Here is a 24831-nt window from a genome sequence, read left to right on the forward strand (position 1 = left end):
TATCATCCGGAGAAAGGCGGTACCAAATTGCAACGTTACCTGATCGAATCGCTCGGTATCCTCGTCGGTGCCTTTATATTCACGTTTGGCTTGAACAACTTTATCATCCAGAACGGCCTCGCAGAGGGTGGCTTTGTCGGCATCTCCATTCTTGGTTTGTATCTGTTTGATATCCCGCTCGGTCTGACCTTCCTGGTCTTGAACATCCCGTTGTTTCTGATCGGCTGGAAGCGCTTTGGCCGCGAATTTTTGTTGAAAACGATCCTCGGCGTTGTCGCCGTTTCCGTATTTGCAGAACTGACAGTCGGCTGGTTCTCGATGGGCGTGGAAGACAAACTGCTCGCCTCTCTCTACGGCGGTGTCGTAGGCGGGATCGGCTTGGGCATCATCTTCCGCTTTGGCGGCACCACCGGCGGTGCTGACATCATCGCCCGCCTCGTCAACCACTACTTTGGCTGGAGCATCGGCCGCTCCTTGTTCATGATGGACGTCGTGGTCATCACACTCGTCGCCTTCGTCATCGGCAAGGATGTGGCGATGTACTCGCTCGTCGCCCTGTTTGTCGCAGCTCGCGTCATCGATATGGTCATCGAAGGCGTTTCCACCTCCCGCGCCATGTTTATCATCTCCGACAAGAGCACCGAGATCGCCGCAGAGATTCACAATCAACTTGAGCGCGGCACCACGATGTTAAACGGCATCGGAGGCTACACGGGCCGTGACAAACAAGTCCTCTATGTGGTCGTCTCACGCGAAGAGATCAAACGTATCAATGACATCTGCCGCCAGATCGACCCACTGTCCTTCATCGTCGTCAATGATGTCCACGACGTGCTCGGCGAAGGCTTCCATCCACTCAAACACACGAAAAACTAGGAGTCCCAGGGATTCCTAGTTTTTCTTTTTGCGAAACATCCGCCAACCGAAGAAAGTTAGGAAGAGAACCCCTGCCGTTCCGTACATCATCGGGTCGAGCGTCAGTTGCAGCACCGGCAAAAACGGCGGTTCTTCAACCGTTTGAATTTGTGTGGTCATGCTACCAAGTGATGCCTTATACGCACCGAGCGCGTCTAGCAAGCCTTGCTTGTCGCTCACCTGCTCAGGGATCAACTGCGACTCGACATAGCGATGAGCCGATTGTTGCGTGTTCAGATCAGCGGGGTTACCGTGCAATTGCAGAGCCAACCCAATCTGATCCCGTTCCTGCCGCAACTTGGTCATGATCAACCGCGCAGTCTTCTGATCCCCTTTGGCGACCGCTTCGATCAGCTTCTCGAGATTGTTCTCCATCGAACGCGCCACTGGCAGCCAAGCGGACGAAGCTGGGTAGGCCAGCGAGTCAAAGGCGACAGTCACCCGATGGATGCGGTATTCTGCCACCGCCTGTTCCGGCCCTTTCACAGCGGCAAACATCGCCTTGAGCGCTATCAATTCGGTGGTAATCGCCTGTTGTCCTTCGATGCGCTGATGGATGTTGCGCGGATCAAGGCGCGTATACATGTCGGACAATGTTTCCAAAGCGGTCAGCACTTTCGCCGGACTCTCCCCTTGCTTGATCATGTTTTCAACCTCGACAGACTCTTGGTACAAGGTGATTGGATTCACCAGCTCTGCTGCAGCCTGCACAGGTGCGACTCCAAAGATCAAAAGAAAGAGGACGAGCAGCCAAGTCAGACGCCTATACATAAAAATCGCCTCCCACCACATCTATATGGAGAGAGGCGATCAATTAGACATGCCAATTTGTCCGAGCTTTCGGACGAAGCATGGCAACCAAAAGCAACGTAGCCACGCTCAAGACAGGTGTCCAGAACGTCACGTCAGCCAAGAAGCGTCCATCTTGCAAATAAGGATGAATACCATATACATAATCCACAAAATCATTAAAGAGCAGCCAGACCGCACCGACCCAGAGCCAGCGCCAGTCAAATTTATAAGCGAAGTTGTAGAGCAGCACTTCCACCGCCATCGCCCCATGCGATAGGACGAGCATCCAGTTCTGTGCTTCGATTGCGCCGTCTGCTGCGCCGTATGTAAAAATAACTCCACATGCCCAGATCCCATACTTGATGTTGGTTACCATCGACAGCATCTCCAACAGCGGAGACGATTTTTTCAGCAGCCAAAGCAGGATGAGCAGAGTAAAAAGCCCAGAGGACGTCGGACTGTCTGGAACAAAGAAGTTCCAATACCACTCCGTTGCTTCCATTTGATTGCGGTACCAATAAAAGCCGTAGATTGTGCCAAGCAGGTTGCAGATGAAGAGCAACCACAAAAAGGGACGGCTCATCAATTGCGTTCGAATCACATGTAGCACAGCGGCTACCCCCTACTAAAAAACCGACCCAGTCGCCCGGGTCGGTTTATGTTGTTATTGTTGTTTTTGTTTCGCCAGCCAATCTGCAACTTCTTTGATCTTGGCTTGGTCGGTGATACCGCCGCCCGGAGGCATGCCACCAGCTGGGAAGCCTTTGGTGATCACTTCTGCGAGCTGAGCAGCATCGTATTTGTTACCGACTCCGAGCAGGTACGGACCCATTCCGCCTTTCAAGTCGGCGCCGTGGCAGCCTGCGCAAGACTGTTTGAACACAGCAGCGCCAGCATCGCCTTCGTCTACAAGAGCGGTGTCAACCGGCATCTCTGACTTGTCCACCGGCTTCGGAGCGTGAGCAAGTGCATCTTCATGTTGTACTTCAGCTTCGTAGGTCAGCCAGATGCACAGCAGAACTGCCAGCGTCATCGCAGTCGTTGCGACCGGACGTTTAAACGGATGACGAGCTTTGCTGTTGTCGAGCCACGGAGCGATGATCAGCAAGGTGGATGCAACGCCCGGAACGACTACCGTACCCATCCAAACCATATCGCCCGGGAAGTACTTGAGCAATTGGTACAGGAAAAGGAAGTACCAGTCCGGCATCGGGATAAAGCCCGACGGGTTCGGATCGGCCGGATCGGTCAGGTGAACCGGGTTGAAAATAATCCAAAGTACAAATGCGACGAGGAAGAGCGAACCTACAATCCATTCTTTCAGAAGAAAGTTTGGAAAGAACGGTTCTGTTCCAAGCGGCTTCTTCTTATCTTTTTCTTTAAAGCGCGGTGTGCCAGGAATGCGGTCGCGAAAATGATCGTGAGCCATTCTTTTTAACCTCCTTCTCAGTTAACAGTTGAGCTAAACAACCCGCATTGATCTTAGAGAGGACCAGCGATACCTTGTTTGCGGATCATGATGAAGTGCAAGCCCAACAGCCCGAGAAGAGCAGCCGGCAGGAAGAATACGTGAATCGCAAAGAAGCGAGTCAAAGTCAGCGCACCAAGGATGTCGCCGCCGATCAGCAGAGTCTTGATGTAAGGTCCGACAAAAGGTACGGTTTCAGCAATCTGTGCACCAACGGCCGTCGCCCAGTACGCTTTTTGGTCCCACGGCAAGAGATAGCCGGTGAAGCCAAAGCCGATAACGACGAAGAAGATCAATACGCCGACAACCCAGTTCAGCTCGCGCGGAGCTTTGTAGGAACCGGTGAAGAACACGCGGAGCATGTGCAGGAACATCATAATTATTACTAATGATGCGCCCCAGAAATGCATCCCCCGAACAATGTTGCCAAGCAATACTTCATCCGTGATGTATTGTACAGAACGATAAGCGTTAACGATATCAGGTACATAATACATAGCAAGGAACATACCGGACAAAATCTGGGTAACGATGATCAGGAACGTCAGACCGCCGAAACAGTAAACGAACGCAGACATCTTGTTCGCCGGGTTGACGTGTGCCGGGACATCATGATCGGCGATGTCACGCCAAATCGGAGTCACGCCCAAGCGTTCGTCAATCCAGTCATATGTTTTTTTCAACATCTGTCTTACTCACCTACTTTCAACGTCAATTACGCTTTACGCTGGTTCAGCTTAGAGCTGATCATTACTTTGCCGCCGTCAACCTTAACCTCGAACAGGTCGAGCGGACGCGTCGGCGGTTTGGTCGGGTCTTGCACACCGTGGATGGTGTAACGACCGCCGTGGCAAGGGCAGTGGAACCACCATTTGCCGTCTGCTGCCGGTTGTGCGTTGCCGCTAGGATCAACTGTTCCTGTTACTTGGCAACCCAAGTGGGTGCAGACTGGGGACATCGCAAGGATTTGGCCTTGCTCATCCTTGATCAACCATGCGGTGTACTTCGCGTTCTCTTCAATCCAACCGTCCTTGCGGTGAACCTTGAACTCAATCAGCTGCGGCAAATCGGACTTTACATCAGACTCTTTCAAGCCTGAGTCAACAAAAGTACCACCGCCAGAGCGAGTGAGAGGATCAAGGGTGAACGGAATCAACGGCGCTGCAATCGTAGCTGCCATAAACGCGCCAGTGCCTCCCAGTGCGTAGGTGAGGAACTGCCGGCGGGAGAGTCCATCTTTCCCCTGGTTCTTTTGGTCACTCATTGTTCTAACCTCCCTACCGTTGACAAAAAATCGTGCCAGTCATCTTGCAGTCATACCGAACATGTGTGGTATGGGAAAAATGACCCGTACTATCTTCGCTTCAATCTTACATTCTGCTCTATACAGTGTCAAGCAAGCATGTGCAACTTTTCTCAAGGCTTACGTACTGGGATTTTCCCTTATCTTTCCCCCGTGTCATGCGGAGTCAAACCATAAGATCCCGGCGCTCGCCATGGAAAATGTCACAAAAAGTTACGAGTTCAGCTCCCACATGTTCGTGATCTCCTGTAGGATGCGATCACCGATCACCCCTAGCAGGCGCTCACCTTTCTCAACGCTGGCTGCAGCCGCGTTGCCCGAGTAGCCGTCAGGATACAGACGTCTGCCCATCTCGGGGAAACGGGCCTTGGTCGTCACATCGATCTCATGATTGCCTGCCAGCGATAGGTCAACCGTCCCCTGGGCCGCATGCATCACCAGCGAGGTCTCATCTTCCCCACCATGGCCCGTGCCAGGCGTGACCTGCTTGATCTCGCTTTGGTAATCGAGCCAGTAGTTGCTGACCAACACCTGCAACCCAAGCTCAGTCAGGCGCATCGCCGTTTCATTCAACGCCGTGATGTTGCCGCCGTGGCCGTTGAGGAGCACCACATGCTTGATGCCAAATCTCGAGAACGACGCGACGACCGCGTGGACATAGTCGGCGAGGATGCGATTTGGCACATCGATCGTGCCTGGGAAATCCGCAAGCACCGCACAATGTCCATATGGGATTGCAGGTGCTGTCCAGATGCGCCCAGACAGTTTGCCTTCGATGTAATCGGCGATGTGCTGCGGGATCAGGAGATCGGTGCCAAGCGGCGCGTGCGGCCCGTGCGCCTCAATAGCTCCGACCGGCAGAATCAACGTATCGATGTAGGGCTTGTACTCTTCGAAGTTTTTCATATGTACATCTGTGAGTTTCATGGTAACCTCTCCCTCCTTTCCAGTATGGAATTTCCCTCCCTTTATTATGTACAAAAAAAAGAACTGGGCTCAAGTGCCCAGTTCCATCTCTTCGCGAAGTTTGTTTGACAATTCCTCGAACGCTTTCTTGTCGCCGAGGTCGAGCGCCCTGTCGATCTTGAGCTTCAAAGCGTCGATTCGGTACGTTTTCAACGCGTAGTCGAGCACCAGTTCAGCTTGCAAGGAGACGAGTGCATCGATCGTTTCTTTCGTATCATCCATCGGGTTTTGCTCAAGGACGGAGGCATATTCGGGTGATGTCGTGCGCTCCTTGAAGAACAGGCCGATATAAATGTCTTCGCGCGGATTATGGTGAATGTCGAGAAACGCCTTTTCCACATCGGACGTTACACGCTTGTTTTTGTAAAATTTGAAAGGTGTCATCTGCACACACTTGGTAGAGATCAAAATCGTCTTGGGTAGGTTGCGGAAGTTATCAATGAAGTGAACGCGCTCGAGCAACTGATCGGATGAGGCAATATATTGCAGCAGCCACTCCGCTTCACGGTTTTGCAGATCGTACTTCTCGATAAACCACTTGATAAAGGTTTTCTTTTCAGCAATCGTAATGACTTCTCCCATCGCCGTTCCCTCCTTCATTGTCTCTTCACAACCGAATTCGATTGTCAGCCCATTTCGGAATGTTGTGAATTTTCTTAATGTATTATATTCGTTAGGGCGCTGATGTTTTCCTTTTTTCTGCAAGAAATTTGAACTTGTGCGACTACCCAATTTAGAGCGAGATCATCCCTATGCTTACATTCTATCGGTTTTTAGGTTTGTCTGTGAAGGGGGAATTGGAGGAAATAAAAGACGGGCCTGTCAAGGCCCGTCTGGGTTGTCTGATGATTCTTCGATCAGATCGGAGGGGTAACCGAGCTTCGTCAACTCCGCCTGAACGAGGGGCACTCCGCTTTCTCCGATCAGAAAATGGGTCGAGGTCAGCTCCAAACGAATGTGGCGCTTTAGTTCCGGCATGGTGCGCAAATCGCGGGCGATGCTTTCTTCGCCGCATTCGACGAGGACGGCTCGGTATAGTTTGACGCGGCCAAACTCGGCCGCCCACTGCTCGACCATCCGCTCGATGTTACCCGGCACCAGGCCGTCCGACTCTTCACGCAGGAAATCGAGCACCGTCTCGCAAGTCCAGCCGAATTCGAAGGCGCGCAGGACGCTTTTTTTGGTCAAGCGGTGGATTCGCAGCGTATCGACGCGGATCAGATCGGTCAGCTCCTCCAATTCCCAGGCGAGTCGCTCAAACGATTCTACAGGCACCAGCAGATCGAAGTTGGGCTGCACGATCACAGGCGTAGTTACCGCTTCTAAAACATCTTCTGGCTCCTCTTGGATCGACACGTTTTCGTCGAGCAGAAATTCTCGTCCGAACGAGGTCAGCTTGATCACCGCCGTGCCATCCGCCAGTTGCCCGTGTGCAAGCAATCCTTGGTGCACAAGCATTTGATAAATGCGCTGCTCCATCACCTGCTCTGCTTTGTCATAATAATAGTCTCCGACATAGGGGGACAACAGGTCGTTCATCGAAGCGACGTGCACCCAGTCCGCTTTGGTCGCTTGTGCGAGCGTGGCGATGCAGACTTTTAACTGCGGAATCGGTCTGCGATAGAGCAGTCGCCAAAAGCGAAAGAGGTCTGCCGCCCGCTCTTTTTCACTTTGCAACTGCCACTCACCCGCTTTCGACGTCACGCGGAGCTCCCCTTCGGCCGTTTCCTCAATCAGCCCGCGCGTATAGCCATAATCATAGAGCAAGGCAAATCGGTCAGGATAGTCGTGAAAGCGACGTCCGTACCCGAAGCGCCACGATACTTTGCCAAGCGGCTCTTCTTTGATCTCAAACAGAGCGAACAATTGCTGTTGGGCGCGCTTGACGATCGTTCCGTCTTTGGTGATACGAACCTCCTGTTTGCCGACAAAGTTGAGAAACAGCACCAAGTCGCGCTGAAGCGCCATATTTTCGTCGCGATAGACGATCGGCGCACACTCAGAGATTCTGACACGCGCTTTGAGACTTGCGGCCAGATGGTCGCGCATCGTGCGGCGCAAGTCGTCCGGTATGTAATAGATCTGGCGGCCGCCTTTCGTGTTCAAGCGATACAGCCAGCCGTTTTGCAGCAGGCGATAGATCTGCTCTTGTTCGTCCAACTCGTCGTGCAGTCCGGCTCGGCGCAGCATCGCCAGCACATCTTCGCGGGAAAAAGATTCACGGCGGTCGAGCATCAGCTGAGAGACCGCCTCTTTATAGGCGCTTTCCTCCAACCCAAGATAGGCGCCTTCAATAAATTTTCGGTTGTTGAAATGGGTCAAAATTTCCTGCATCAGCGCATTCTTCGAACTTAACGAGCAATCGAATCGATAGCATTCTGCAATTATTCGCAATGTGTCGATGCTAGATGAATTTAAACATTCGCTAAGCCTCATCAAAAGCTTCCCCCGATCTCTTCAGCATGTAGCACCTGATAGGTGTAGCCTTGCTCAGTCAAAAACAGCTGGCGGTGATTGGCCATTTCCCGATCGACCGTATCACGGGTGACGACCGTGTAAAAATGCGAGCTGCTACCATCACGGTTGGGACGTAAGATCCGCCCGATGCGCTGTGCCTCTTCCTGACGGGAACCAAACGTCCCGGAGATCTGAACTGCCACGTTGGCATCTGGCAGATCGATCGCCACATTGGCAACTTTGGAGACGATCAGCACAGAGATCTCTCCCGCCCGAAACTGACGAAACAGCTCTTCACGCTCGGCCAGCTTGGTTTTGCCGGTCAACACAGGAACTCCGAGCAGTTCCCCCGCTGCGTCGAGCTGCTCTATATACTGCCCGATGATCAGTACCCGATCTTCGCTGTGTTTGCGCAGCAAAGCGGCGATCACCTCATATTTTCTCGGGTTGAGCGACGCGATGCGATATTTTTGACGAGGCGCGGCCGAAGCGTAACGGATGCGCCAGTCCTGCGGTAACGGAACATCGATCTCATAGCAACAGGTCGGGGCGATAAATCCGCCAGACTCCATCACCTTCCACGGCACCTCATATTTTTTCGGGCCGATCATCGCAAACACATCAGGCTCGGCCCCGTCTTCGCGCACCAGCGTCGCGGTCAGCCCTAAGCGTCTGGTGCTCTGCACATCGGCCGTCAGACGAAAGATCGGGGCGGGCAGCAGATGTACCTCGTCATACACGATCAGACCCCAACGCCTGCTGTTTAAGCGCTCGAAGTGCGGGTAAGTTTGGCCACTGCGATAGGTCAGCATCTGGTAGGTCGTGACGGTGATCGGACGAATGTCCTTTCGCTCCGCCGAATACTCGCCGACCGCATCGGCAGGGAGGTCCGTCTTGTCGAGCAGTTCGTCGATCCACTGACGGGCTGCGAGGATATTTGGAGTCAACACCAGCGTATTGGTCTGCATTTTGGCGATCGCCGCAATGCCGACCACCGTCTTTCCCGCCCCGCAAGGTAGCACGACCACTCCGCTGCCCCCATCCACATCGCCCGCAGCAAACGCTCGCACCGCTTCCTGCTGATAGGGGCGGAGCAAAAAGGCATCGCCGCTTTCCGTCTCGGTGCACAGAGCAAGTGGCAGCGCGTCGCCATCGACATAGCCGACACGGTCTTGAACCGGGTAACCGTGCTGGGCGAGCAGACGCTTGAGCGGTCCGCGTGCGTTTTCTTTGACCTGCAACACGTTTCGTTTGCGCCCAGTCAAATACGCTTTTAACTCCGGCAACAGACGGATTTCCTCAAGCAGGTCGCGCTCGCCTTGCAGGAGGTGACAGCCCTCACCGGGAACGAGCACAAGCGATCCGTATTTGTTCATCTCCGTCAGCACCATCTGCTGCAACGTCAATGGCAACGGATAGCGGCTTTGCTCGTGCAAAACGCCAAGCACCGTCTGTACCGTCTGTCCAGCCGCGGCAGCATGCCATAGCGAAATTTTGCTGATCCGATATGTATGAAAATGCTCAGGGCTTTTCAAAAGCTCTGCAAAGCGCAACAATTGGTCGCGCACCGTCGCAAAGTCCGGATGCGCCGTCTCCACAAGGAGCGTCCCGTCCGATTGGACGATCAGCGGCTTGGCGAGCTGTTGTGAAGAGGACATACATGTCATCTCCTTCCATTCTCACCTTTGTTTTTCCCGTTTTGGGCACAAAAAAAACCCCGCGATCCTGACCGATGCGGAGTCTCAATGGTTGTTCGAGTTGTAAGAAGTGAGCGATTACATTTCCTAGTATAGCACAGTCTGTCCCGATCTGATGCAGGGAGTTCTTGGCGTAACTCCTGAAAAGTATAAATTTTCGAATTATTACCCCAATTCTCTATACATCATGATCATTCTATCATATAATTTCCATAGATTAAGAATTTGCACAGGGAGTGAAAATGTGAATGCTTCAATACCGCCTCGATGTTGACACCAATCGGATTTATGGCGAACGAGCAGAAGAAATCCTCTCGAGCCAGCATACACACAGTCTGGAACGGTTGTTGCCACTGACCAAGCCGGGCTTTACCGTCCTGATCGACCTGTCGAAGCTTAATCCTGAGCACTTGACCTTGCTGACCGACAATCACCCGATCCTGCTCGACTATGGCGTGAAACGCTGTGCCTACCTCTCTTCCGATTATGGGACGCTCGGCGTTCTGATGAAAGAGTTGCGCAAGCGGGTCGCCCCTCCTGTGGAGCGCGGATATTTCACGAGGCGTCATGACGCCTTACGATTTTTAATCGAAGAAAAAGTGGAGTACGCTCAATAGGGCGGACTCCACTTTTTATAAGCACCGATTTAGAAAAGCATCCGTTTGATCCGTTCGCCAAATCGGAGGATATCACCATTGCCTTCATTGGCCTTGTACCATTTTCGAATCGTCTCCAACACCCATGACGGAACGGTCAAACCAGGCTTATACAAGTCGAGGTAGTAGTCGTAATACGCCGCTTTCAGCATCTCCCAACGCTTGCAGGCGCCGTGTTTGCGGTAGTCGGACACATCGACCAGAATACCGCGCCCTTCGTGGACGAGCACGTTTTTCAAATGGATGTCGGCCGGATTCAGTCCGCGGCTTCGCGCGTAGGCGATCGCTTCATCTACATCTTGGATCACCTGCTCCGGAATGTGAATGCCTTGCAGCAGACAATCGTACAAGTTGGTGCCCTGCTTGTACTCCATGACGAGGAAATGATCTCCCCGTTCATAAAAATGCGGAAAATAGGGCGAATCCCCGAGCTGTTCGTAGATGGCAGCTTCCTCAGAAGCGATGTGGGTATGGGTGTCTGCGTACACTTTGATCGCGATCTGCGGATGATCTTTGGGCTGAAACACGGCGGCCGAATTGCCGACCCCGATGCAGCGCCACTGATCAGGATGTGCTCGCACATCGACCGGATCGCGCGGATTGACAGAGCGAACGCGCACCGCTGCCACAAGTTTTTGCACGTCTTCGATCATGGGGACTCTCCCTTTTCCTTACCATAAGATTCGGTTTACTTGCGCCGCAGAATGCAGGGGACGCCATATCCGATCGCGCCGGGTTCTGACATCTTCTCCATATATGCGGCCCCACGGGCGCAGACCGAGGGGCATTTCAGACAGGTATCGACCGTGACGATCGCCATCTGCAGTTGCCGTTGTGAGACATCCAACGATTTTTTCTTTTTGGAACCCGCTTTCTTTCCAGCCATCTTCGATTCCTCCAGTTGCAGTCTACTCGCAAATCTGGAATATCGTATGCTGCTGAATCCGCAGGTGTCACCGATTTCAAACTAAGCTTGTAACAGTTCGAGCAACTGTTTCGTAAAACCTGGAGAAAGCTGTGCGAACAAGGTGGAAGCGCCGCGCTCCACCACCCCGCTGCGGTTGTACATGCGCAGTTTTGTTGCCACAATTTTATAGGAGGACGATCCAAAGTGGTGAGCCACCGTCGTATCGCCCACTTGTTCCTGATAGATACCCGGAGCCTCTTCCTCACGAGAGATAACGCCGAGGATATCCTCGAGATAAATATGGTACGAAACTTCTTCGCGCAGCAGAATCATCTCTTTGGTCGTCAATCGATAGCCCACTCCACGCCTGATTTCCGTGCGTTTGAGTTCGCCGTCCATCGTCTTGACGTTTACAAATTGCTTCATCGGCTCCCCTCCTTTCGGGTGTCGTTGTACTTATCTATTTTTCCAGTGTATGTTTAGCATAAAGCTTTCGATGTCAAAAGGAAAGAAGCCGATGCTGGCATCGACTCCTTATCTTGTCAAAATATGACCAATCTTCTCGCCGAGACGGACGCGTGCTTCTAGGTGGAGATCACCGGACAGTTCAACCCGGCCTGGTTCGAACAACAAGATGATCGTCGAGCCAAACTCAAAGCGGGCCATCTCTTCCCCCTTTTCATAAGCAGGACCTGCGGGCAGGTCTTTACGCTCCAGACGGCCACCTTTGATGTTCGTGCCGGACAGCTGATCATACTCGACTTTGACCGAGCCGACGATCGTCGCTCCGACTTTGACCAATGCGACCTCACCTGCCGCTGTGTCAAAATAGGTGATCAAGCGCTCATTTTTTGCAAACAAGCCCTGTACCGCTCGCACGCCAAACGGATTGACCGGAAACAGCGTGCCCGGTACATAGGTCGAGCCTTTGACCTGACCAGTGAGCGGCATGTGAATCCGGTGATAATCGGTCGGTGACAGATAGACGGTGAGGAACGTCCCGCCGTGGTAGCGTTTCGCCCGCTCTTCGTCGCCACCGAGCAGCTCAGCCACTGTGAAAAACACACCTTTGGCCTGCACGAGATTGCCGTCTTCGATTTTGCCCAGCTGGGCAACTTTTCCATCGACCGGCGAGATCACGCTGTCAGACGCGGGATCGATCGGTCGCGCATCAGCCTTCAGACGGCGAATGAAAAACTCGACCAAGCTCGGGTAATCCTCCCACGTCTTTTCCGCTTCTTGCAAGTTGACGTTAAATTTGCGGATGTAATACGGAATAAACAGCCTACTGAAGCGACTGCCTGCGAAACGGCCTGCGAGGCGAGAGACCGTATTTTTCGGCAACAACTTCATCAAGAACAACTGAAGACGATCGTTCATCAAAATCCTCCAAGATGAGTTAGATAAAAAAGTTCATTCTTCTATATTACTCACCTGGGCAGGGTTTAGTCAAAAACTCATTGTGCCTTGGATGATCGGCACCGCTGTGCCGCCGACGCGCACGGTGCGCGGCGAGTTGGGCTCGCCATCCACTTCAACGGTCAGGAAGCTCGGTCGTCCGATCGCAAAGCCCTGTTCGACCGTCAAACGCAACCGTTCACCTGTAGGTACAAGCACGCCGTGGCGCAACAAAAACGCACCGAGAGCACCGTTTGCCGTTCCGGTTGCCGGGTCTTCCGGGATGCCGACGGCAGGCGAGAAATCGCGGGTGTGCAGATGCGATGTTTCATGAATCGTGTCAAACGAGTAGCAATGCGTAGACGTGACGCCGTGCGCGCGATTGTGCGCAGCAATTCGGCTTTGCACAGGGTTCATCCGTTCGAAAGCTGCTTGGGTCTTGATCGGCACAAACAGATCCCACACGCCCGTATAGGCGAGACCGATCGGCAGTTCTGGGTCGATGTCCGCTTCTTCCAATCCGAGCAGCTCTGCCGCTTCTCGGCGGGATAGATCACAGTCCCGAAATTGCGGGGCAGCCTGGGTCATCAAGACTTGGATGCGGCCATCTTCCGTCTTGGTCAGCATCACTGGAAGCAAACCGACGTTGGTCTCCTGCACGACGGTGATCGGCAGGTCGGAGCCAAAGCGTTCTTCCAAGCCGAGGGCGGCGAATACCGAGATCGTCGCATGCCCACAGAGATCGATCTCCTCTGTCGGCGTGAAAAAACGCACGCGCAGATCAGCACCCGGAGTTGTGGTCGAGCAGGCAAATGCCGTTTCGGAGCAGTTCATCTCGCGGGCGATCTTCTGCATTTCTTCAGGAGTCAGTCCGTCCGCATCGGGAACAACCCCTGCTGGATTGCCACCGAACGGAATGTGGGTAAAAGCGTCCATCTGGTAGATGCGTACCTGTTTCGTCATCGTTAGGTTCCTCCATTTGTTCTGTCTAGCATCTTTCCTTGTAAGTTCGCCTTTCCCATCCCGTTCCCCTTCCCTACACGCATGCACAGCAAAACACCCCGTCAGGAGACGGAGTGTTCGGTAAGAAATTCACAGTAATGCAATGTGCGCAGCAACGACTTGCCCCGGATGAACGGCTCGTCAAACTTCATCGGCTTGGCGTTGGCCTCAAAAAAATACAGCGTGCCGTCTCCAGAGACCCCGATGTCCATCGACATTTCGCCGATGTGACCGGTCTCACGGTTTTGCCCTTCGATCGTCGAGGCGATCACAAGCGCCATGCGCCGCACTTGTTCTGTGAGCTGTTTGGCCTGCTCTTTCCCAAAGACAGTCTGTAAAACCAAATCGGCTTTTTCAATCCGGCCCCCGTTCGGAACGTGCGTGGTGATCCCATCCGCATCCGCGATCCTCGCCCCCATTCCGGTCATGCTCCATTGTCCCTGTCGATCCTTTTGCATGAGCAGTCGCAAGTCAAACTGACGACCTCGATACATGGCGAGGCGGATGCCCTGTTGCAGCAGATAGGGGCGCCCTCTGCTTCCTTGAAAGGCCAGCGCTACTGCCTCTTGCCTCGAGGCGACTTGGGTGTGAGTGCGCTTACCGCTACGTTGCATCGTCACAACGTACCCTTTTCCTTCAGCTCGGATCTGGATGATCCCGTCTCCCGCCTTGCCGTCGGCAGGTTTGACGTACAGCAGTTGGTGGCGGCGCAGCATCTGTCCGATCTGCGCCTCTTTGCGCAACGATTCTGTAGCGGGTAGGTATTTCGCCGTCTCCCGATCACTTCGCAACCATTCGTGGATTTCCGCTTTGTCAAAAAAGCGCGGGTTGAACAGCGGGATGTTCTGCTCGCTCAGCCATTTCTTGACGCGGGTCACTTCCGGCAAGCTTTCCGCTGCCCGGTCGGGGACACGGTTGTAGACGACGCTTGGTAGGGGTAGCACAACCCGCTTCCACGCGGTCGCTCCCTTGCCTGTGTACACCCAACACTCCATGCGCTCGGAGGATCTGATCCCTTCCGGTGTAAAGACGACCACCGTATGACCGAGGCGTTTGCCCGCTTGGATGATCGCTTTAAAATTGGCTTTGTTGCCGCGAAACGAGGCGCTGCGATTGCGTTTCACCGTCAAGATCCCGATGATCGGGCCGAACACGCTGCCGTGGCGATTTTTCTGCTTGCGGATCGGCACCAGCAGATCGCTTGCATTCCGAGCCTTTCGCCAACTCGGTTCGACGGGCAGGCGAAGGGATGGGCCGTTTTTGCTCATTGGCACGTTCCAAGCACGCCGATGCGGCAATTGCACTTCGCGACGTGCCATCTCAGAACTTGCAAGGTACCACCGATTTTCGCCACCGTCAGCGCGCACTCCGATGTGGATCAAGTCTCTTCGGTTCATCCACGCCTCCTCCTCTGTTCAGCGGGAATTTCGAAAGGTACGCTCCATATTCGAGCACCATGCGGGCAGACCGTTTTCCCGCTTCGATCAACTCCGTGTGGCGGAAGACGGCCCGCCCTGGCTTGGCGTTCGTTTCGAACACCCAGACCTGCCCGTCTTTGTCGAGCGCCACATCGAGACCAAACTCGCCCGACTCCCCTTTTAACAACCCTTGGATCACATCGGCGACGCGAATCGAGACCTCGACGATGCGAGCTTTCATCTGCTCGGCGCGCTCTCCGTACCAAGCGCGTAGCACTTTGTCGCCCGCTACCACCCTGCCACCGTTGTGGACATGTGTGGTCACCGAGGTTGATCCTGCAACTTTGGCGCCGATGCCGGCCGCTTCCCATGCCCCGACCGAATTTTTGTGCAGATGTACGCGAAAATCCGTTTTGCGGCCTTGGTATTCCATCATTCGAATCCCCTGCTGCATCAGATAGGTGCTTTTTGGATGACTGCGCCTTCTGACGAACTGCAATACCGCTTCGGCATTGACAAAACGCGTCGTGACATGGTTCTTTTCCCGTTTGTAGCGAACGAGATAGCCTTGCTTGTCGCGCTCCACCTGATAGATGCCCATCCCTAAGCTGCCTCCGGTCGGCTTCAGATAGATTAATTGGTGCTTTAGACAAAATCGTTGCAGGCCATCTGCTGTACGCATGCGCTCAGTCTCCGGAATGTAGGTGGATGATCTCTTGTCGCCCGACAGCCAGCGATACATTTCGTTTTTGTTCAGAAAGCGCTCGTTAAACATCGGGACTCCCATCCGCTCCAAGCGCTCTTTGCACCGTTTCACGTCGGGCAGCGTCTCCGCCCGGCGGTGTGGCACGCGATTGTAGACCACTTCCGGCAGCGGAAAGCGCCCGAACGTCCACGTCTCGCGCCCCGGCGGTCCGGTCATCGTCACCCCGCTCACCGTGCCTGCGGAAAAGTTGACATCGGCCGCATTGAAGACATAGCAGAGCACATTCAGTTCTCGAGAGGCGCGAACGAAGTCACCAAGCAGCGAGGTACGCCCGCCGATCGGCTTTTTGATGTCGCGTCTGACCCCCGTGGTCATGATGCCTATCACCGGACCGATACGCAGGCCTTCTGCTTGAGAATACACGATTTGTCCGGCTACTCCCTGTATCTGCAAATCAAGCCTGCCCCCCGCCCAGCGCAGGCTCGTCGTTTGCTCCTGTTGTGCGCTTTGTTTGATTTCTGCGATCCCCTGCAGTTTACCGCAGACTAACGGTACGCTCGCGCCATCACGCAAACCCCATGCCAGCAGCGATTTGCGAGGTGCAGTGAGGATGAGGGAAGATCCGGGTTGGTTCACTCATACCCCTCCCCTAGGTTCAAGATTCTGTATTGTATGAAACAAAAGACAGCCGGGTTCCTCCGAATGCGGAGGCCCGACTGTCAAGCATTTCGGCCCCGGCGCGCGCTGACGGTCGGGCGCCTCTCCGCCGGCAGCGGCAGATTCCAAGTCTTGCGGAGGTCGGACGCTTCATTCCACGAGATGCCTTGACGTACCATTTCCGGAATGATTTGCAAGGAATTTTTGTACTGCTTATAGGTGGAGGTAGCCTCGATTCCTCGCCAGATTCGCTCAAAATTCGATTTTAATTCCCCTTTATAAGCCCGATAAAACTGGCGTTGTCGGCTCGGTTTGGAAAAGAGATCGAGATTCAATTCGCGATAGTGCATCACAACCAGATAGGAAAGATAGATGACCGCCTCGGTGATCTCCGGCGTGACCAGAAAGGAGCCAGGTGTGCGGTATTCAAAGCCACCATGATCTTTAAAGCGAACATCGCCCAAATATCCGTACTTGCGGCGGCGTTTGACCGCCGTTTGCCCGGCTTCGATCATCATCACCGGAAAGCCGACATAGTTATCTAACGCTTTCACCAGACGTGATGAAAACGTAACATCCGAAAAATGTACATGACCGCCGATTGGAAAGCGCGTAAACGGCATGCTGCCTGCGACCCATTGCACATTTCGCGCCGTGATCGCAGCCGCCGCGCTTTGCATCGTGTGCCTGATGTTGTTCATCAACTCCCCTGGGGAGCGCGCAGGACTTGGGCGAATTTCCGCAAGCGGAAAGCGCTCACCGTCCAAGTTCAAACTGCGGTCGTCACAGCCCACGGCGCCGATGCGCGGCAGGTACTTCGAAGCCAGCACCATCTTGCCGCGCGACGAACGAAGCATAAATTCCAAGTCTGTCCCGATCACGAAAGGATTGGGATTTCTGCCGTGCTGCTCAAACGAACGCTCCTCCGACCGATCACGGGTGATGAACGCCTGCAGTGCGTCTTCAAACAGTTCGAGCAGACGGCCGTTCAATTTTGGCGACGCGGTGACATCGAGGCAAATCGTGCGGTCCGTCGAGGTGATGCCGATGGAAACCATGCCAAAATCGAGTCCGAGCGCATGCAAGGAACGCAAAGAGAGCCGAACGGCACGCTCCGCGTACACATCTTCATCCATCGGCACTTCCCGAAATTTTTCCTGCGAATTGGAGACGCCACCGTCCAGCCACAACGACTTGCTGTCGGCCCGAAACACCCCAGAGCCAGCAGGTCAAAAATCGGGATGCGATAATGACGCACGATTTTGACACGATTTCCGGAGTCGAGCATCACGTCCCGTGCAACATCGGGCCGCTTCTCGTAGCTTGAAGAAACCGCCGGCGAGTACACGCCGTTTTGTTTCAGGATTCTGAGCATTCGCGAGCGGTTGATCGAGTTTTCGATCGCTTGGCGAGGATTGAGCGTCCAAGCGGCCATGCGGTCGTCACCACTCATCGTCCCCCAGCGAATCATCACATCCTGGCTGGCCACCGGGTTTACACTATCAACGCCTATGCACTCTTGTACGCGCCTAAGCAATCGTTTTGCGGAGGTCTGCCCAGAATGCAACAGCACGTAACCCATAGCCCTGTCTCCTTTCCGAGTTTATCTGAAATCTTTTTCACAGAGATAGTCCGCAAATTGTACGGGACGCTGGAAGGCGAGCAAGGCCAGATCACGCCATTCTCCCTCTTCAATATTCGGCTTTTTCCAAGGTTTCGAATTCACTTCGATCACCCAAATGTTTCCGCTCTCATCAAGCCCCAGATCAAGGCCGAGCTCGCCGATCGTGCTGTTGTTCTCCTGCTCGATCACCTTTGGAACCGCGTCAGAAATGACGCGCAACTGACTCATGATCACACGCACTTTTTTGTCATCATACATCTCTTGGAGCAGTTTTTTGACAGCCAGCGCATCGCCTCCCGTCGAGATGTTGGAGGTGATCTGGCCTTGCTGAGCAATGCGGCAGAACATTTTGGTGCGGTTCCAATTGCCCGCCCCGTCTTTTTGCAACAGGATACGGATATCAAACGGACGGCTTTGCCAGTTTTTTAGCCGCAACGTGCGCTGGATCAAGTAGGGTCCGCTTTTCAGTCGCTTTTGAAATTTTTTGAGAAACATGGAGATCGATCCTGCGTACTCCTGCCGCAGGCTACCATTCTTTTTTTTGATCTGATAAAAAATTCGACCATCCGCTCGGCGCCTTGCTCGGATGATACCGATCCCAAGCGAACCATGTACAGGCTTGAGGTACACATCTGTGTGTTGATAGAGAAAGGGGGCCGCTTGCTCAACCGATTCGAAACGGATGGCATCAGGCACATGGGATGCTGTACGCTGATCTTTGTGCAGCCATCGATGAACTTGCCATTTATCAAAATAGCCAGGGTTGAAAAAGCGTTTTTCGAGCAACCCCATCAAACGTTTGCGAGCATCGGACACCTCTTTTTTGTTCATGTAGGTGCGGGTGATGATCTGATCATAAACCACATCGGGCAAAGGGAAGCGTTTGGAGGTCCAGCCTGCTTTGCCTTCCACCCGATAGCCGAGCACGCTCCGATCGTTCCAGTCGATGTCCGCAATCGAAAACACATAACCGTACATGTTCAGATGACGGGCAACCTCCAGCAGATTTTTAAACACTTGCTGCTGCTGACCCGCAAGTTGGCCATCGACCGTCTTCACGTTGGCAAGGATGCCGAACAGGTAGCCGAAGCGCAGACCTCCGGAAGTTTTATGCAAATTGAGTTTGGTCCCGGTGGGCAAATGAAGTTCAGCGATCAGTTCTTTGCTGAGCAAGGCTGTCTCTTCCTCGCCTTTGTCAGACCCGCGCAGATCGATTCGAGCTTGTTTGGCACCGAAGAACAGCTCATAAGCGCCAGGTGTGAGATTGATTTCTTTCATGACACCGCGCGGCAGGATCATCACAAGTTTGTGCGCAAGAGAAGAGGGCTCGATACGAATCGGTTTCGAACTCGCCATGACCCCGTCCCTCCTCTCGTTGGAATGCCGCTTCCGTGCGTGGCCTAGCTGATCGTCTGCGGCTCAAAACCTGTTGTGTACTTAGCATATTCAAGATTGCGCATAAGTGACAATGCACGTACCTGCGTAGATGTCTGTTTCAGCATCTGCCGACCTGGGCGAGGATTGACTTCGATCAGATATACTTCCCCTGGCATCGTAACGGCAAAGTCGATGCCCAGTTCACCTATCCGTCCCGCTTGCGCTTCCAGAGTTCGGCAGATCTGCAAAGCGGCTGTGTCGATCCGTTGCAGCAGCGCGCGGCGCACAGACTCGTCGCGAAATCCGTTTTGGCGGAGCAGATCTTCGGCGAGCACCGCGCTGCCCCCGGTGTGCAGATTGGTTGTGATCGACCCAGAACCGCCGATGCGGGCGACGCGGGCGGTGATCCCCCAGTTGTTTCGCCCGTCTTTTTGCACCAACCAGCGAAAATCGACCGGGCGGATGCCACGATCGGCAAGCAGATCGATGCCTTGTTGAACCAGATAAGAGCGCTTTGCACAAAAGCGTTTTTGCACAAAAACTCGCCAATTCGTCCCCGAACGCTTAAAATAGCGGTTCATCGTGCGCCCCCGTAGGGAGTATTGGACGCGGACCCCACGTTTTTGCAAAGTCAGGCGGTAGATGCTCTTGCCTTGCGTGCCATAGCTCGGTTTGACATAGACGATGGGATGGCGAGTGAGCAGGTCTTCAATGTCTTCTGTACGATGAACAAGCCGGGTTTCCGGCAAGTAACCGCGGGTCGTTTCGCTCGCTTCCAACGTGCGGTGAACGTCCCATTTATGCCCGGTTGCTTTTGAGAAATGTCCGTAGGGCACGAGCTTCTCGATCTGCAACAGGTCTTGGCGCATGCGGTCGCGCCATCGCGGGGGCTGGCCCATGATTTTCGGCATCACCAGATCGGGCAGGGGGCGTTTGGTGCGCACCCAATGTTTCTCGCGCTGTTTGTAGACATAGCAGGTGGCGATTCCTGCTCGCCAGTTGATCTCGCCTGGCAAGAAGACGTAAAGCCCGATGCCCGCTTGGGCCGCAAGCACCATCATGTCTTGAAAAAGCGAAGTCAGTTCCCCAAACGGCTTGCCCGTTTTTTTTGATGGCAGCGCGTACAAGCCAAGAAATGGGCCGAAGCAAAGCTCACCGTTTTGCGCTTTCACCGCGATGCTCCCGAACGGCAGACAGAGCTGCTCGCGCAAAGATTGGGTCATCTGCACCTCCTGTTCATCCGTATATACCACCTGCGCAGTCGCTTTTCGGTTGCCTGCGCGCAGGGTCACTCTGTCATGGTGATCGACAGCGGCCAAGTGTAACTGCCATGCACCGGGCAAGGTGACGACAGACTCTGTGCTGTTCGGCCAACTGGTGATCTTACAAATGCCGAGCGCTGTACCGTTCAAGCGTGTCTCCCCTTTCCATTAAAAAGAAGTGGCGCGTCTTGCTTGAAAGAAAAAAGGCTGAGGGCAGCCCTCAGCCTTTAATCTTCAAAATCGTCATCGTCTTCGAAGACTTCATCTTCCATATCCTCATCATCCTTGAAGTGTGGTTGATCGACCGTGAGCACCCACACTTTTGTTTCGCCGACAATTTCGGTCGAAAGCTCCTTTTCGACACGCACCAAAATCTCGTTGCCGCTGTCAACAACCGTTGCATCCAAGCAGTTCGGCTGTTGCATCACTTTCACGCTGACTTTGACATGTTCTCGGGCGCAGTTCGGATCGAGTTCGCGCAGCGGGATCGTTTCCGTATAGGTAACGGTGTCTTTTGCAACCGCCGTTTCACTGTTGCCGTGGTACGAGTACCAGACGTTCACATCAAAACGACCATGTACTTCGACGACGTCGCCGATCAACTCCGCTTCGTAGGAGTGGTTCATCACCCAGCAACCCCCGATCGTAGTCGGCCGATTCGCCGGACGAATCGTATACGTCGTCTGCGAGTATTTGCTGCCCGTTCCGCAAACCGCATTGGTGATGATCTCCCGGGCGCGGTATTCTTTGTCTGTGCGTGCCATCTAGCTACCTCCTCTTTCAATTCAGGTTGATGCAGGCCATTGGATGGCAAGACATGGTACCATTTCTATGCGTGACAAGTGCCGTTGGTGCATCTGTCACGAGTAGCGGCTGCATTGCCTGCTGGTGCGCAATTGTTTAGGTCAACTGTCCCTATATCCTATGGAGCGGGTAGGCGAAATGTGCTGGTCGAAACGCCCATCCTCTTGTTCGGCAATCCTTCCTTTCTAGGTGTATTCGCCTGCTATAAAAATCTTGACACTTGACAAGGCTGGAAGGTGTTCGCTAGGGTAATGAAAAAAGGAGGGGCGATATGGCGATTCCAGTTTATCTATTGACCGGCTTTCTCGGAAGCGGGAAAACCACACTGTTGAAAACGCTGTTGCTCGCGGTGAAAGAGCAGGGCCTTAAAGCTGCCGTCTTGATGAACGAGTTTGGAAAAGTCAGTGTGGATACGCTGCTCTTGCAGGGAACTGCGGTGCCAACGGTTGACCTGATCGAAGGCTGTGTGTGCTGCACGGTGCGCGGGAGTTTGACCGGAGCGATGATGCAACTGGTGGAGGAGCATCGCCCAGACTTGATTTTTCTGGAAGCGACAGGGGTAGCACTGCCACTGGAAATTGTCGATTCGCTGCTCGATCCCCCTTTAAAAGAGGAAGTGCGGGTAGCTGGTGTTTATGCCTGCGTAGATGCGACTCGGTTTCCGTTGCAGTTGCCACCGCTGTTTGAACAGACTCCGGTGCAACAGACGATGGTACAGCAGGTCAAGCACGCCGATGTGCTTTTGCTGACCAAAACCGACTTGACGCCGCCCGATCGGCGTTTTGCACTGGAAGGAGCGTTGCGGCAGTTGAACGACTCATCGCCCATCCTCCGCGTGCTAAACGGGCAGGTGGATGCAAAAGCGCTGCTTGACGTGCGCCATGAGGTGGCTCGACGAGCCCGACCAACGCGTGTTCTGCCGCGCTTTGGGGCGGCGCGCGTCAAGCCAGAGGTGCGGAGGCAGGAGAAGACGAGCTTTGGCGGGCTGCAAACGCTTCATTATGAGTTTGGAGCAAGTGTCGATGCCGATCGTCTGTATGAGTTTATGTACCGCTTGCCGGAGAGTGTGGCGCGGGGAAAAGGGTTTTATCGAGATGCGGAGAACGGGCAGATGTATCAATTTCATTTTACTCCGTACGCCCCGATGACCGCGCCAGCCGAAGGTGAGATGCCGGCGTTTGCTGTGCTGATCGGGGAAAATTTGGCGGAGCGGGAGTTGCTCCAACAACTGCAAGCATGTGAAGTAGAAAATACCCCGCGCTAGTGGCGGGGTATTTTTCGTGGAACGACCAGACGTGTTCGTTGTTCAGCTTGGGCTGCCAGGCGGGATTCGTTTTTGGAAGGTAGCCTGGTGCGGATTGTTGATCTTTCTGATGAGTGCGATCTTGTTATCACGGATGGCGATGCTGGAGACTTGGACCTTGATCGTCACGCGGACGTTCCTCCTTCGATGCTTTTCTGCGGATGGGTGTCGATCACGGTGCGGATGAAATCGCAGGCGACGCAGGCAAAGGCGATAACAGATGGAAAATCGAGCGATTGTGACTTGCATGCGTTGGATGCTTCCGTATTTTCACGGATGCGAAGCGTTTCGCGAAACAGAGGTTGCCATTTTGCATCAGATGATTGGATGGCATATTGCAAAGCTGCCGTTTTGGAAAGTATGTCGCCGTGCTCCAAGGTGTACGCAATGCGGCAGAGAGTGAGGACGGCGTCTGCTGTATCCGCTTGGAGTTCCGTCTCGGGCAGCGTGTCGAAGCTCATCCCCTCCAGCGCTTGCAGGCGGTGCGACCAATAACTGTGCAAGTTATACGCCATCGTGGCGCGCAGGTCCTCCGTCGTGACATGAAGCAGCAGTGTAGATGATTCCGGGCCGAAGACGGTGACTGCACGATGTTGGAGCAGCCACCACGTGACATGGTTGACATCCCAGTGTCCGGCACGGTGGAACTCGCCTTCGTGCGTGAAGCTGTAGGGCGGGATCTCCGGATTGAGCCGGCCGAGGTGCTGACGATGTATGTACATGCCATCCATGAGGAAGGCGAGAGGATGATCGTTTTGCAAGCGGATGTGCAACAGTTCGAGTTCGCCCCGCTCCGCTTCGGTCAAGTCGCGGCGCAAAACGGTGAGGAAGTCGATGTCGCTCCGTTGCTCATCAAAAGCCCCTAGAGCGATCGAACCGTAGAGGTATATGCCGTGCAACGCGTCGCGAAACGAAGCGTTATTCAATTGGCAGGTGTAAGCCGCAATCAGCGGTTGTAACGCGGTCGGTATCTCACAAGTCATCGAAACACACTCCTCTGATAAAGATTAGCTCTCTAGATTCCACCAGATCAAAGAGCACCTGTGCCCATTGCATCCCAACAAGGTTGACACGTAGCACCAAACTCATCAGCGAGGGATCTGTCGCTCACCCTCGCCAATTTGTTGCATACTCGCGAACCAGCCGCAAAAACTCACTGTGGAGCGGAGAAAGCCATTTGTTTTTATGATGGATGATCCGGGTCGCGACACGGCTCGCCGAATCATCCCAAGCAAGAGCGGTCAATTTCCCTTCCCGCAGTTCAGTCTCTACGCTGATCCGCGGCAAGTAAGAAATGCCAAGCCCCGCCATCACACAGCTTTTGATCGCTTCAATATTCCAAAACTCCAGCGCGATCGACTGCTCGACCCCGTGAGTTTGCAACTGTTGTTCAAACAGCCCGCGATAGCTACATCCCGGCTCGGTGTGCAAAAACGACTCGCCTGCCAAATCCTGCGGTTGCACCCGCTCCTTATGGGCCAATGGATGGTCGATCGGCGCAACCAACGCCATACGTTCCACAACCAACGTCTCCCTGTACAGATCGGATGTCTCCCCCTCTGGCTCAAGCAAGAAAGCAAAGTCGATCTGCCCATTTCGCACCTGTTGCCGCATTTCAGGACAATGTCCTGGCCGCAACACGATTTTCACTTGCGGGAACAACCGCCGATACTCTCGAATGATCTCTGGCAACCGATAGGCGGCCAACGACTCCGACGCGCCGACCGTCAATGTCCCCGCGAACTGTGTGTCGATCTGCATCGCCTCGATCGCTTCATCATGCATCCGCACCATCTCCAGAGCAAATGGCAACAACCGCTCCCCCGCATCGGTCAACACGATCTTTTTCCCCAAGCGATCAAACAGCAAAGCTCCAAGCTCTTCTTCTAACCCCTGAATCTGCGCGGTCACACTCGATTGAGCGTAGCCAAGCAGCTCCGCCGCTTTGGTAAAACCCCTCACTTCTGCTACCGTTTTAAACGTGTTCAACTGCCTGATCTCCACAGCCACACCTCCGTTTCGTTCGATCTTCTAGCACGATTGTATACCAACAGATCTTAATTTTCCATCGCCAAAAACGATCCTTCTAATCAAGATGATTCATTTTACTGATCGAATC

General features: G+C 53.9%; 26 protein-coding genes. 3 read left to right on the plus strand and 23 right to left on the minus strand.

What is annotated here, in order from left to right:
- The first annotated feature begins 27 nt into the window (after window positions 1-27).
- Window positions 28-876 carry a YitT family protein gene (locus CIG75_RS11395; protein ID WP_094236772.1) on the plus strand — a complete coding sequence of 283 codons (849 nt, stop codon included), beginning with the start codon at window positions 28-30 and terminating at the stop codon, window positions 874-876.
- 15 nt (window positions 877-891) lie between these two features.
- Here CIG75_RS11395 and CIG75_RS11400 read toward each other — a convergent pair whose 3' ends face one another.
- The 9 genes from CIG75_RS11400 to CIG75_RS11440 all read right to left on the minus strand — a co-directional run bounded on the left by CIG75_RS11400 (window position 892) and on the right by CIG75_RS11440 (window position 9559).
- A complete protein-coding gene (locus CIG75_RS11400; protein WP_094236773.1) occupies window positions 892-1686 on the minus strand; it encodes a sporulation protein YpjB in 795 nt (264 codons plus the stop codon).
- A 43-nt stretch (window positions 1687-1729) separates the two neighbouring features.
- Window positions 1730-2317 (minus strand): DUF1405 domain-containing protein, encoded by a 588-nt coding sequence (locus CIG75_RS11405; protein WP_094236774.1) that lies wholly within the window; start codon window positions 2315-2317, stop codon window positions 1730-1732.
- 54 nt (window positions 2318-2371) lie between these two features.
- Entirely contained in the window at window positions 2372-3136 is a 765-nt protein-coding gene (locus tag CIG75_RS11410) for a c-type cytochrome (RefSeq protein WP_094236775.1), read from the minus strand.
- Between the two features lie 53 nt (window positions 3137-3189).
- Window positions 3190-3861: a menaquinol-cytochrome c reductase cytochrome b subunit gene (qcrB, locus tag CIG75_RS11415; RefSeq protein WP_094236776.1), complete on the minus strand. Its 672-nt coding sequence runs from the start codon at window positions 3859-3861 to the stop codon at window positions 3190-3192.
- Window positions 3862-3890: 29 nt separating this feature from the next.
- Window positions 3891-4439, minus strand: a complete 549-nt coding sequence (locus CIG75_RS11420) for a ubiquinol-cytochrome c reductase iron-sulfur subunit (protein WP_094236777.1) — start codon at window positions 4437-4439, stop codon at window positions 3891-3893.
- 252 nt (window positions 4440-4691) lie between these two features.
- Window positions 4692-5405 (minus strand): creatininase family protein, encoded by a 714-nt coding sequence (locus CIG75_RS11425; RefSeq protein ID WP_094236778.1) that lies wholly within the window; start codon window positions 5403-5405, stop codon window positions 4692-4694.
- A 69-nt stretch (window positions 5406-5474) separates the two neighbouring features.
- Entirely contained in the window at window positions 5475-6026 is a 552-nt protein-coding gene (locus tag CIG75_RS11430) for a ReoY family proteolytic degradation factor (RefSeq protein WP_094236779.1), read from the minus strand.
- Window positions 6027-6266: 240 nt separating this feature from the next.
- Window positions 6267-7778 carry a helicase-associated domain-containing protein gene (locus tag CIG75_RS11435; protein ID WP_157729522.1) on the minus strand — a complete coding sequence of 504 codons (1512 nt, stop codon included), beginning with the start codon at window positions 7776-7778 and terminating at the stop codon, window positions 6267-6269.
- Between the two features lie 101 nt (window positions 7779-7879).
- Window positions 7880-9559 carry a DNA repair helicase XPB gene (locus CIG75_RS11440; protein WP_322348584.1) on the minus strand — a complete coding sequence of 560 codons (1680 nt, stop codon included), beginning with the start codon at window positions 9557-9559 and terminating at the stop codon, window positions 7880-7882.
- Between the two features lie 287 nt (window positions 9560-9846).
- Here CIG75_RS11440 and CIG75_RS11445 point away from each other — a divergent pair, with 287 nt between their 5' ends.
- Entirely contained in the window at window positions 9847-10215 is a 369-nt protein-coding gene (locus tag CIG75_RS11445; RefSeq protein ID WP_094236782.1) for a hypothetical protein, read from the plus strand.
- Between the two features lie 29 nt (window positions 10216-10244).
- Here the strand turns inward: CIG75_RS11445 and CIG75_RS11450 are convergent, their stop codons facing one another.
- The 11 genes from CIG75_RS11450 to cotE form a co-directional block, all read right to left on the minus strand.
- A complete protein-coding gene (locus CIG75_RS11450; RefSeq protein ID WP_094236783.1) occupies window positions 10245-10907 on the minus strand; it encodes a serine/threonine protein kinase in 663 nt (220 codons plus the stop codon).
- Between the two features lie 35 nt (window positions 10908-10942).
- The gene (locus CIG75_RS11455; RefSeq protein ID WP_094236784.1) at window positions 10943-11140 is read right to left on the minus strand and encodes a hypothetical protein; all 198 of its coding nucleotides are present in this window, start codon (window positions 11138-11140) and stop codon (window positions 10943-10945) included.
- An 81-nt stretch (window positions 11141-11221) separates the two neighbouring features.
- A complete protein-coding gene (locus tag CIG75_RS11460) occupies window positions 11222-11587 on the minus strand; it encodes a hypothetical protein (RefSeq protein ID WP_094236785.1) in 366 nt (121 codons plus the stop codon).
- A 108-nt stretch (window positions 11588-11695) separates the two neighbouring features.
- Window positions 11696-12541, minus strand: a complete 846-nt coding sequence (gene asd, locus CIG75_RS11465) for an archaetidylserine decarboxylase (RefSeq protein ID WP_094236786.1) — start codon at window positions 12539-12541, stop codon at window positions 11696-11698.
- Between the two features lie 69 nt (window positions 12542-12610).
- A complete protein-coding gene (locus tag CIG75_RS11470) occupies window positions 12611-13522 on the minus strand; it encodes a PhzF family phenazine biosynthesis protein (protein WP_094236787.1) in 912 nt (303 codons plus the stop codon).
- Window positions 13523-13623: 101 nt separating this feature from the next.
- Window positions 13624-14958, minus strand: a complete 1335-nt coding sequence (locus CIG75_RS11475; protein WP_094236788.1) for a YheC/YheD family endospore coat-associated protein — start codon at window positions 14956-14958, stop codon at window positions 13624-13626.
- The gene (locus CIG75_RS11480; RefSeq protein ID WP_094236789.1) at window positions 14918-16321 is read right to left on the minus strand and encodes a YheC/YheD family endospore coat-associated protein; all 1404 of its coding nucleotides are present in this window, start codon (window positions 16319-16321) and stop codon (window positions 14918-14920) included. The genes CIG75_RS11475 and CIG75_RS11480 overlap by 41 nt, the downstream gene beginning before the upstream one ends.
- An 83-nt stretch (window positions 16322-16404) precedes the next feature.
- Window positions 16405-17556 (minus strand): putative amidoligase domain-containing protein, encoded by a 1152-nt coding sequence (locus tag CIG75_RS11485; RefSeq protein WP_094236790.1) that lies wholly within the window; start codon window positions 17554-17556, stop codon window positions 16405-16407.
- Between the two features lie 389 nt (window positions 17557-17945).
- Entirely contained in the window at window positions 17946-19322 is a 1377-nt protein-coding gene (locus CIG75_RS11490) for a YheC/YheD family endospore coat-associated protein (RefSeq protein ID WP_094236791.1), read from the minus strand.
- A 44-nt stretch (window positions 19323-19366) separates the two neighbouring features.
- The gene (locus CIG75_RS11495; protein WP_094236792.1) at window positions 19367-20755 is read right to left on the minus strand and encodes a YheC/YheD family endospore coat-associated protein; all 1389 of its coding nucleotides are present in this window, start codon (window positions 20753-20755) and stop codon (window positions 19367-19369) included.
- Between the two features lie 77 nt (window positions 20756-20832).
- Window positions 20833-21369: an outer spore coat protein CotE gene (cotE, locus tag CIG75_RS11500; RefSeq protein WP_094236793.1), complete on the minus strand. Its 537-nt coding sequence runs from the start codon at window positions 21367-21369 to the stop codon at window positions 20833-20835.
- A gap of 311 nt (window positions 21370-21680) precedes the next feature.
- Between cotE and CIG75_RS11505 the strand changes: the two genes are divergently transcribed.
- A complete protein-coding gene (locus CIG75_RS11505) occupies window positions 21681-22673 on the plus strand; it encodes a CobW family GTP-binding protein (protein ID WP_094236794.1) in 993 nt (330 codons plus the stop codon).
- 42 nt (window positions 22674-22715) lie between these two features.
- Here CIG75_RS11505 and CIG75_RS21440 read toward each other — a convergent pair whose 3' ends face one another.
- The 3 genes from CIG75_RS21440 to CIG75_RS11515 all read right to left on the minus strand — a co-directional run bounded on the left by CIG75_RS21440 (window position 22716) and on the right by CIG75_RS11515 (window position 24716).
- Window positions 22716-22841: a hypothetical protein gene (locus tag CIG75_RS21440; protein ID WP_265415031.1), complete on the minus strand. Its 126-nt coding sequence runs from the start codon at window positions 22839-22841 to the stop codon at window positions 22716-22718.
- Window positions 22838-23695 carry an aminoglycoside adenylyltransferase domain-containing protein gene (locus tag CIG75_RS11510; protein WP_094236795.1) on the minus strand — a complete coding sequence of 286 codons (858 nt, stop codon included), beginning with the start codon at window positions 23693-23695 and terminating at the stop codon, window positions 22838-22840. The genes CIG75_RS21440 and CIG75_RS11510 overlap by 4 nt, the downstream gene beginning before the upstream one ends.
- A 124-nt stretch (window positions 23696-23819) precedes the next feature.
- Window positions 23820-24716 (minus strand): LysR family transcriptional regulator, encoded by an 897-nt coding sequence (locus tag CIG75_RS11515; protein ID WP_094236796.1) that lies wholly within the window; start codon window positions 24714-24716, stop codon window positions 23820-23822.
- Window positions 24717-24831 lie beyond the last annotated feature (115 nt).

This window comes from Tumebacillus algifaecis, assembly GCF_002243515.1.
GTDB classification, from domain to species: Bacteria; Bacillota; Bacilli; order Tumebacillales; family Tumebacillaceae; genus Tumebacillus_A; species Tumebacillus_A algifaecis.

What these genes read in the sequence shown, in the direction of transcription:
- CIG75_RS11445 (WP_094236782.1), top strand. Translation starts at nt 9,847, where the DNA reads ATGCTTCAATACCGCCTCGATGTTGACACCAATCGGATTTATGGCGAA.
- CIG75_RS11460 (WP_094236785.1), bottom strand. Translation starts at nt 11,587, where the DNA reads ATGAAGCAATTTGTAAACGTCAAGACGATGGACGGCGAACTCAAACGC.
- cotE (WP_094236793.1), bottom strand. Translation starts at nt 21,369, where the DNA reads ATGGCACGCACAGACAAAGAATACCGCGCCCGGGAGATCATCACCAAT.
- CIG75_RS11400 (WP_094236773.1), bottom strand. Translation starts at nt 1,686, where the DNA reads ATGTATAGGCGTCTGACTTGGCTGCTCGTCCTCTTTCTTTTGATCTTT.
- CIG75_RS11440 (WP_322348584.1), bottom strand. Translation starts at nt 9,559, where the DNA reads ATGTCCTCTTCACAACAGCTCGCCAAGCCGCTGATCGTCCAATCGGAC.
- CIG75_RS11510 (WP_094236795.1), bottom strand. Translation starts at nt 23,695, where the DNA reads ATGACTTGTGAGATACCGACCGCGTTACAACCGCTGATTGCGGCTTAC.
- CIG75_RS11435 (WP_157729522.1), bottom strand. Translation starts at nt 7,778, where the DNA reads ATGCAGGAAATTTTGACCCATTTCAACAACCGAAAATTTATTGAAGGC.
- CIG75_RS11475 (WP_094236788.1), bottom strand. Translation starts at nt 14,958, where the DNA reads ATGAACCGAAGAGACTTGATCCACATCGGAGTGCGCGCTGACGGTGGC.
- CIG75_RS11430 (WP_094236779.1), bottom strand. Translation starts at nt 6,026, where the DNA reads ATGGGAGAAGTCATTACGATTGCTGAAAAGAAAACCTTTATCAAGTGG.
- CIG75_RS11470 (WP_094236787.1), bottom strand. Translation starts at nt 13,522, where the DNA reads ATGACGAAACAGGTACGCATCTACCAGATGGACGCTTTTACCCACATT.
- CIG75_RS11425 (WP_094236778.1), bottom strand. Translation starts at nt 5,405, where the DNA reads ATGAAACTCACAGATGTACATATGAAAAACTTCGAAGAGTACAAGCCC.
- CIG75_RS11505 (WP_094236794.1), top strand. Translation starts at nt 21,681, where the DNA reads ATGGCGATTCCAGTTTATCTATTGACCGGCTTTCTCGGAAGCGGGAAA.
- asd (WP_094236786.1), bottom strand. Translation starts at nt 12,541, where the DNA reads ATGAACGATCGTCTTCAGTTGTTCTTGATGAAGTTGTTGCCGAAAAAT.
- CIG75_RS11420 (WP_094236777.1), bottom strand. Translation starts at nt 4,439, where the DNA reads ATGAGTGACCAAAAGAACCAGGGGAAAGATGGACTCTCCCGCCGGCAG.
- CIG75_RS11490 (WP_094236791.1), bottom strand. Translation starts at nt 19,322, where the DNA reads ATGGCGAGTTCGAAACCGATTCGTATCGAGCCCTCTTCTCTTGCGCAC.
- qcrB (WP_094236776.1), bottom strand. Translation starts at nt 3,861, where the DNA reads ATGTTGAAAAAAACATATGACTGGATTGACGAACGCTTGGGCGTGACT.
- CIG75_RS11450 (WP_094236783.1), bottom strand. Translation starts at nt 10,907, where the DNA reads ATGATCGAAGACGTGCAAAAACTTGTGGCAGCGGTGCGCGTTCGCTCT.
- CIG75_RS11410 (WP_094236775.1), bottom strand. Translation starts at nt 3,136, where the DNA reads ATGGCTCACGATCATTTTCGCGACCGCATTCCTGGCACACCGCGCTTT.
- CIG75_RS11455 (WP_094236784.1), bottom strand. Translation starts at nt 11,140, where the DNA reads ATGGCTGGAAAGAAAGCGGGTTCCAAAAAGAAAAAATCGTTGGATGTC.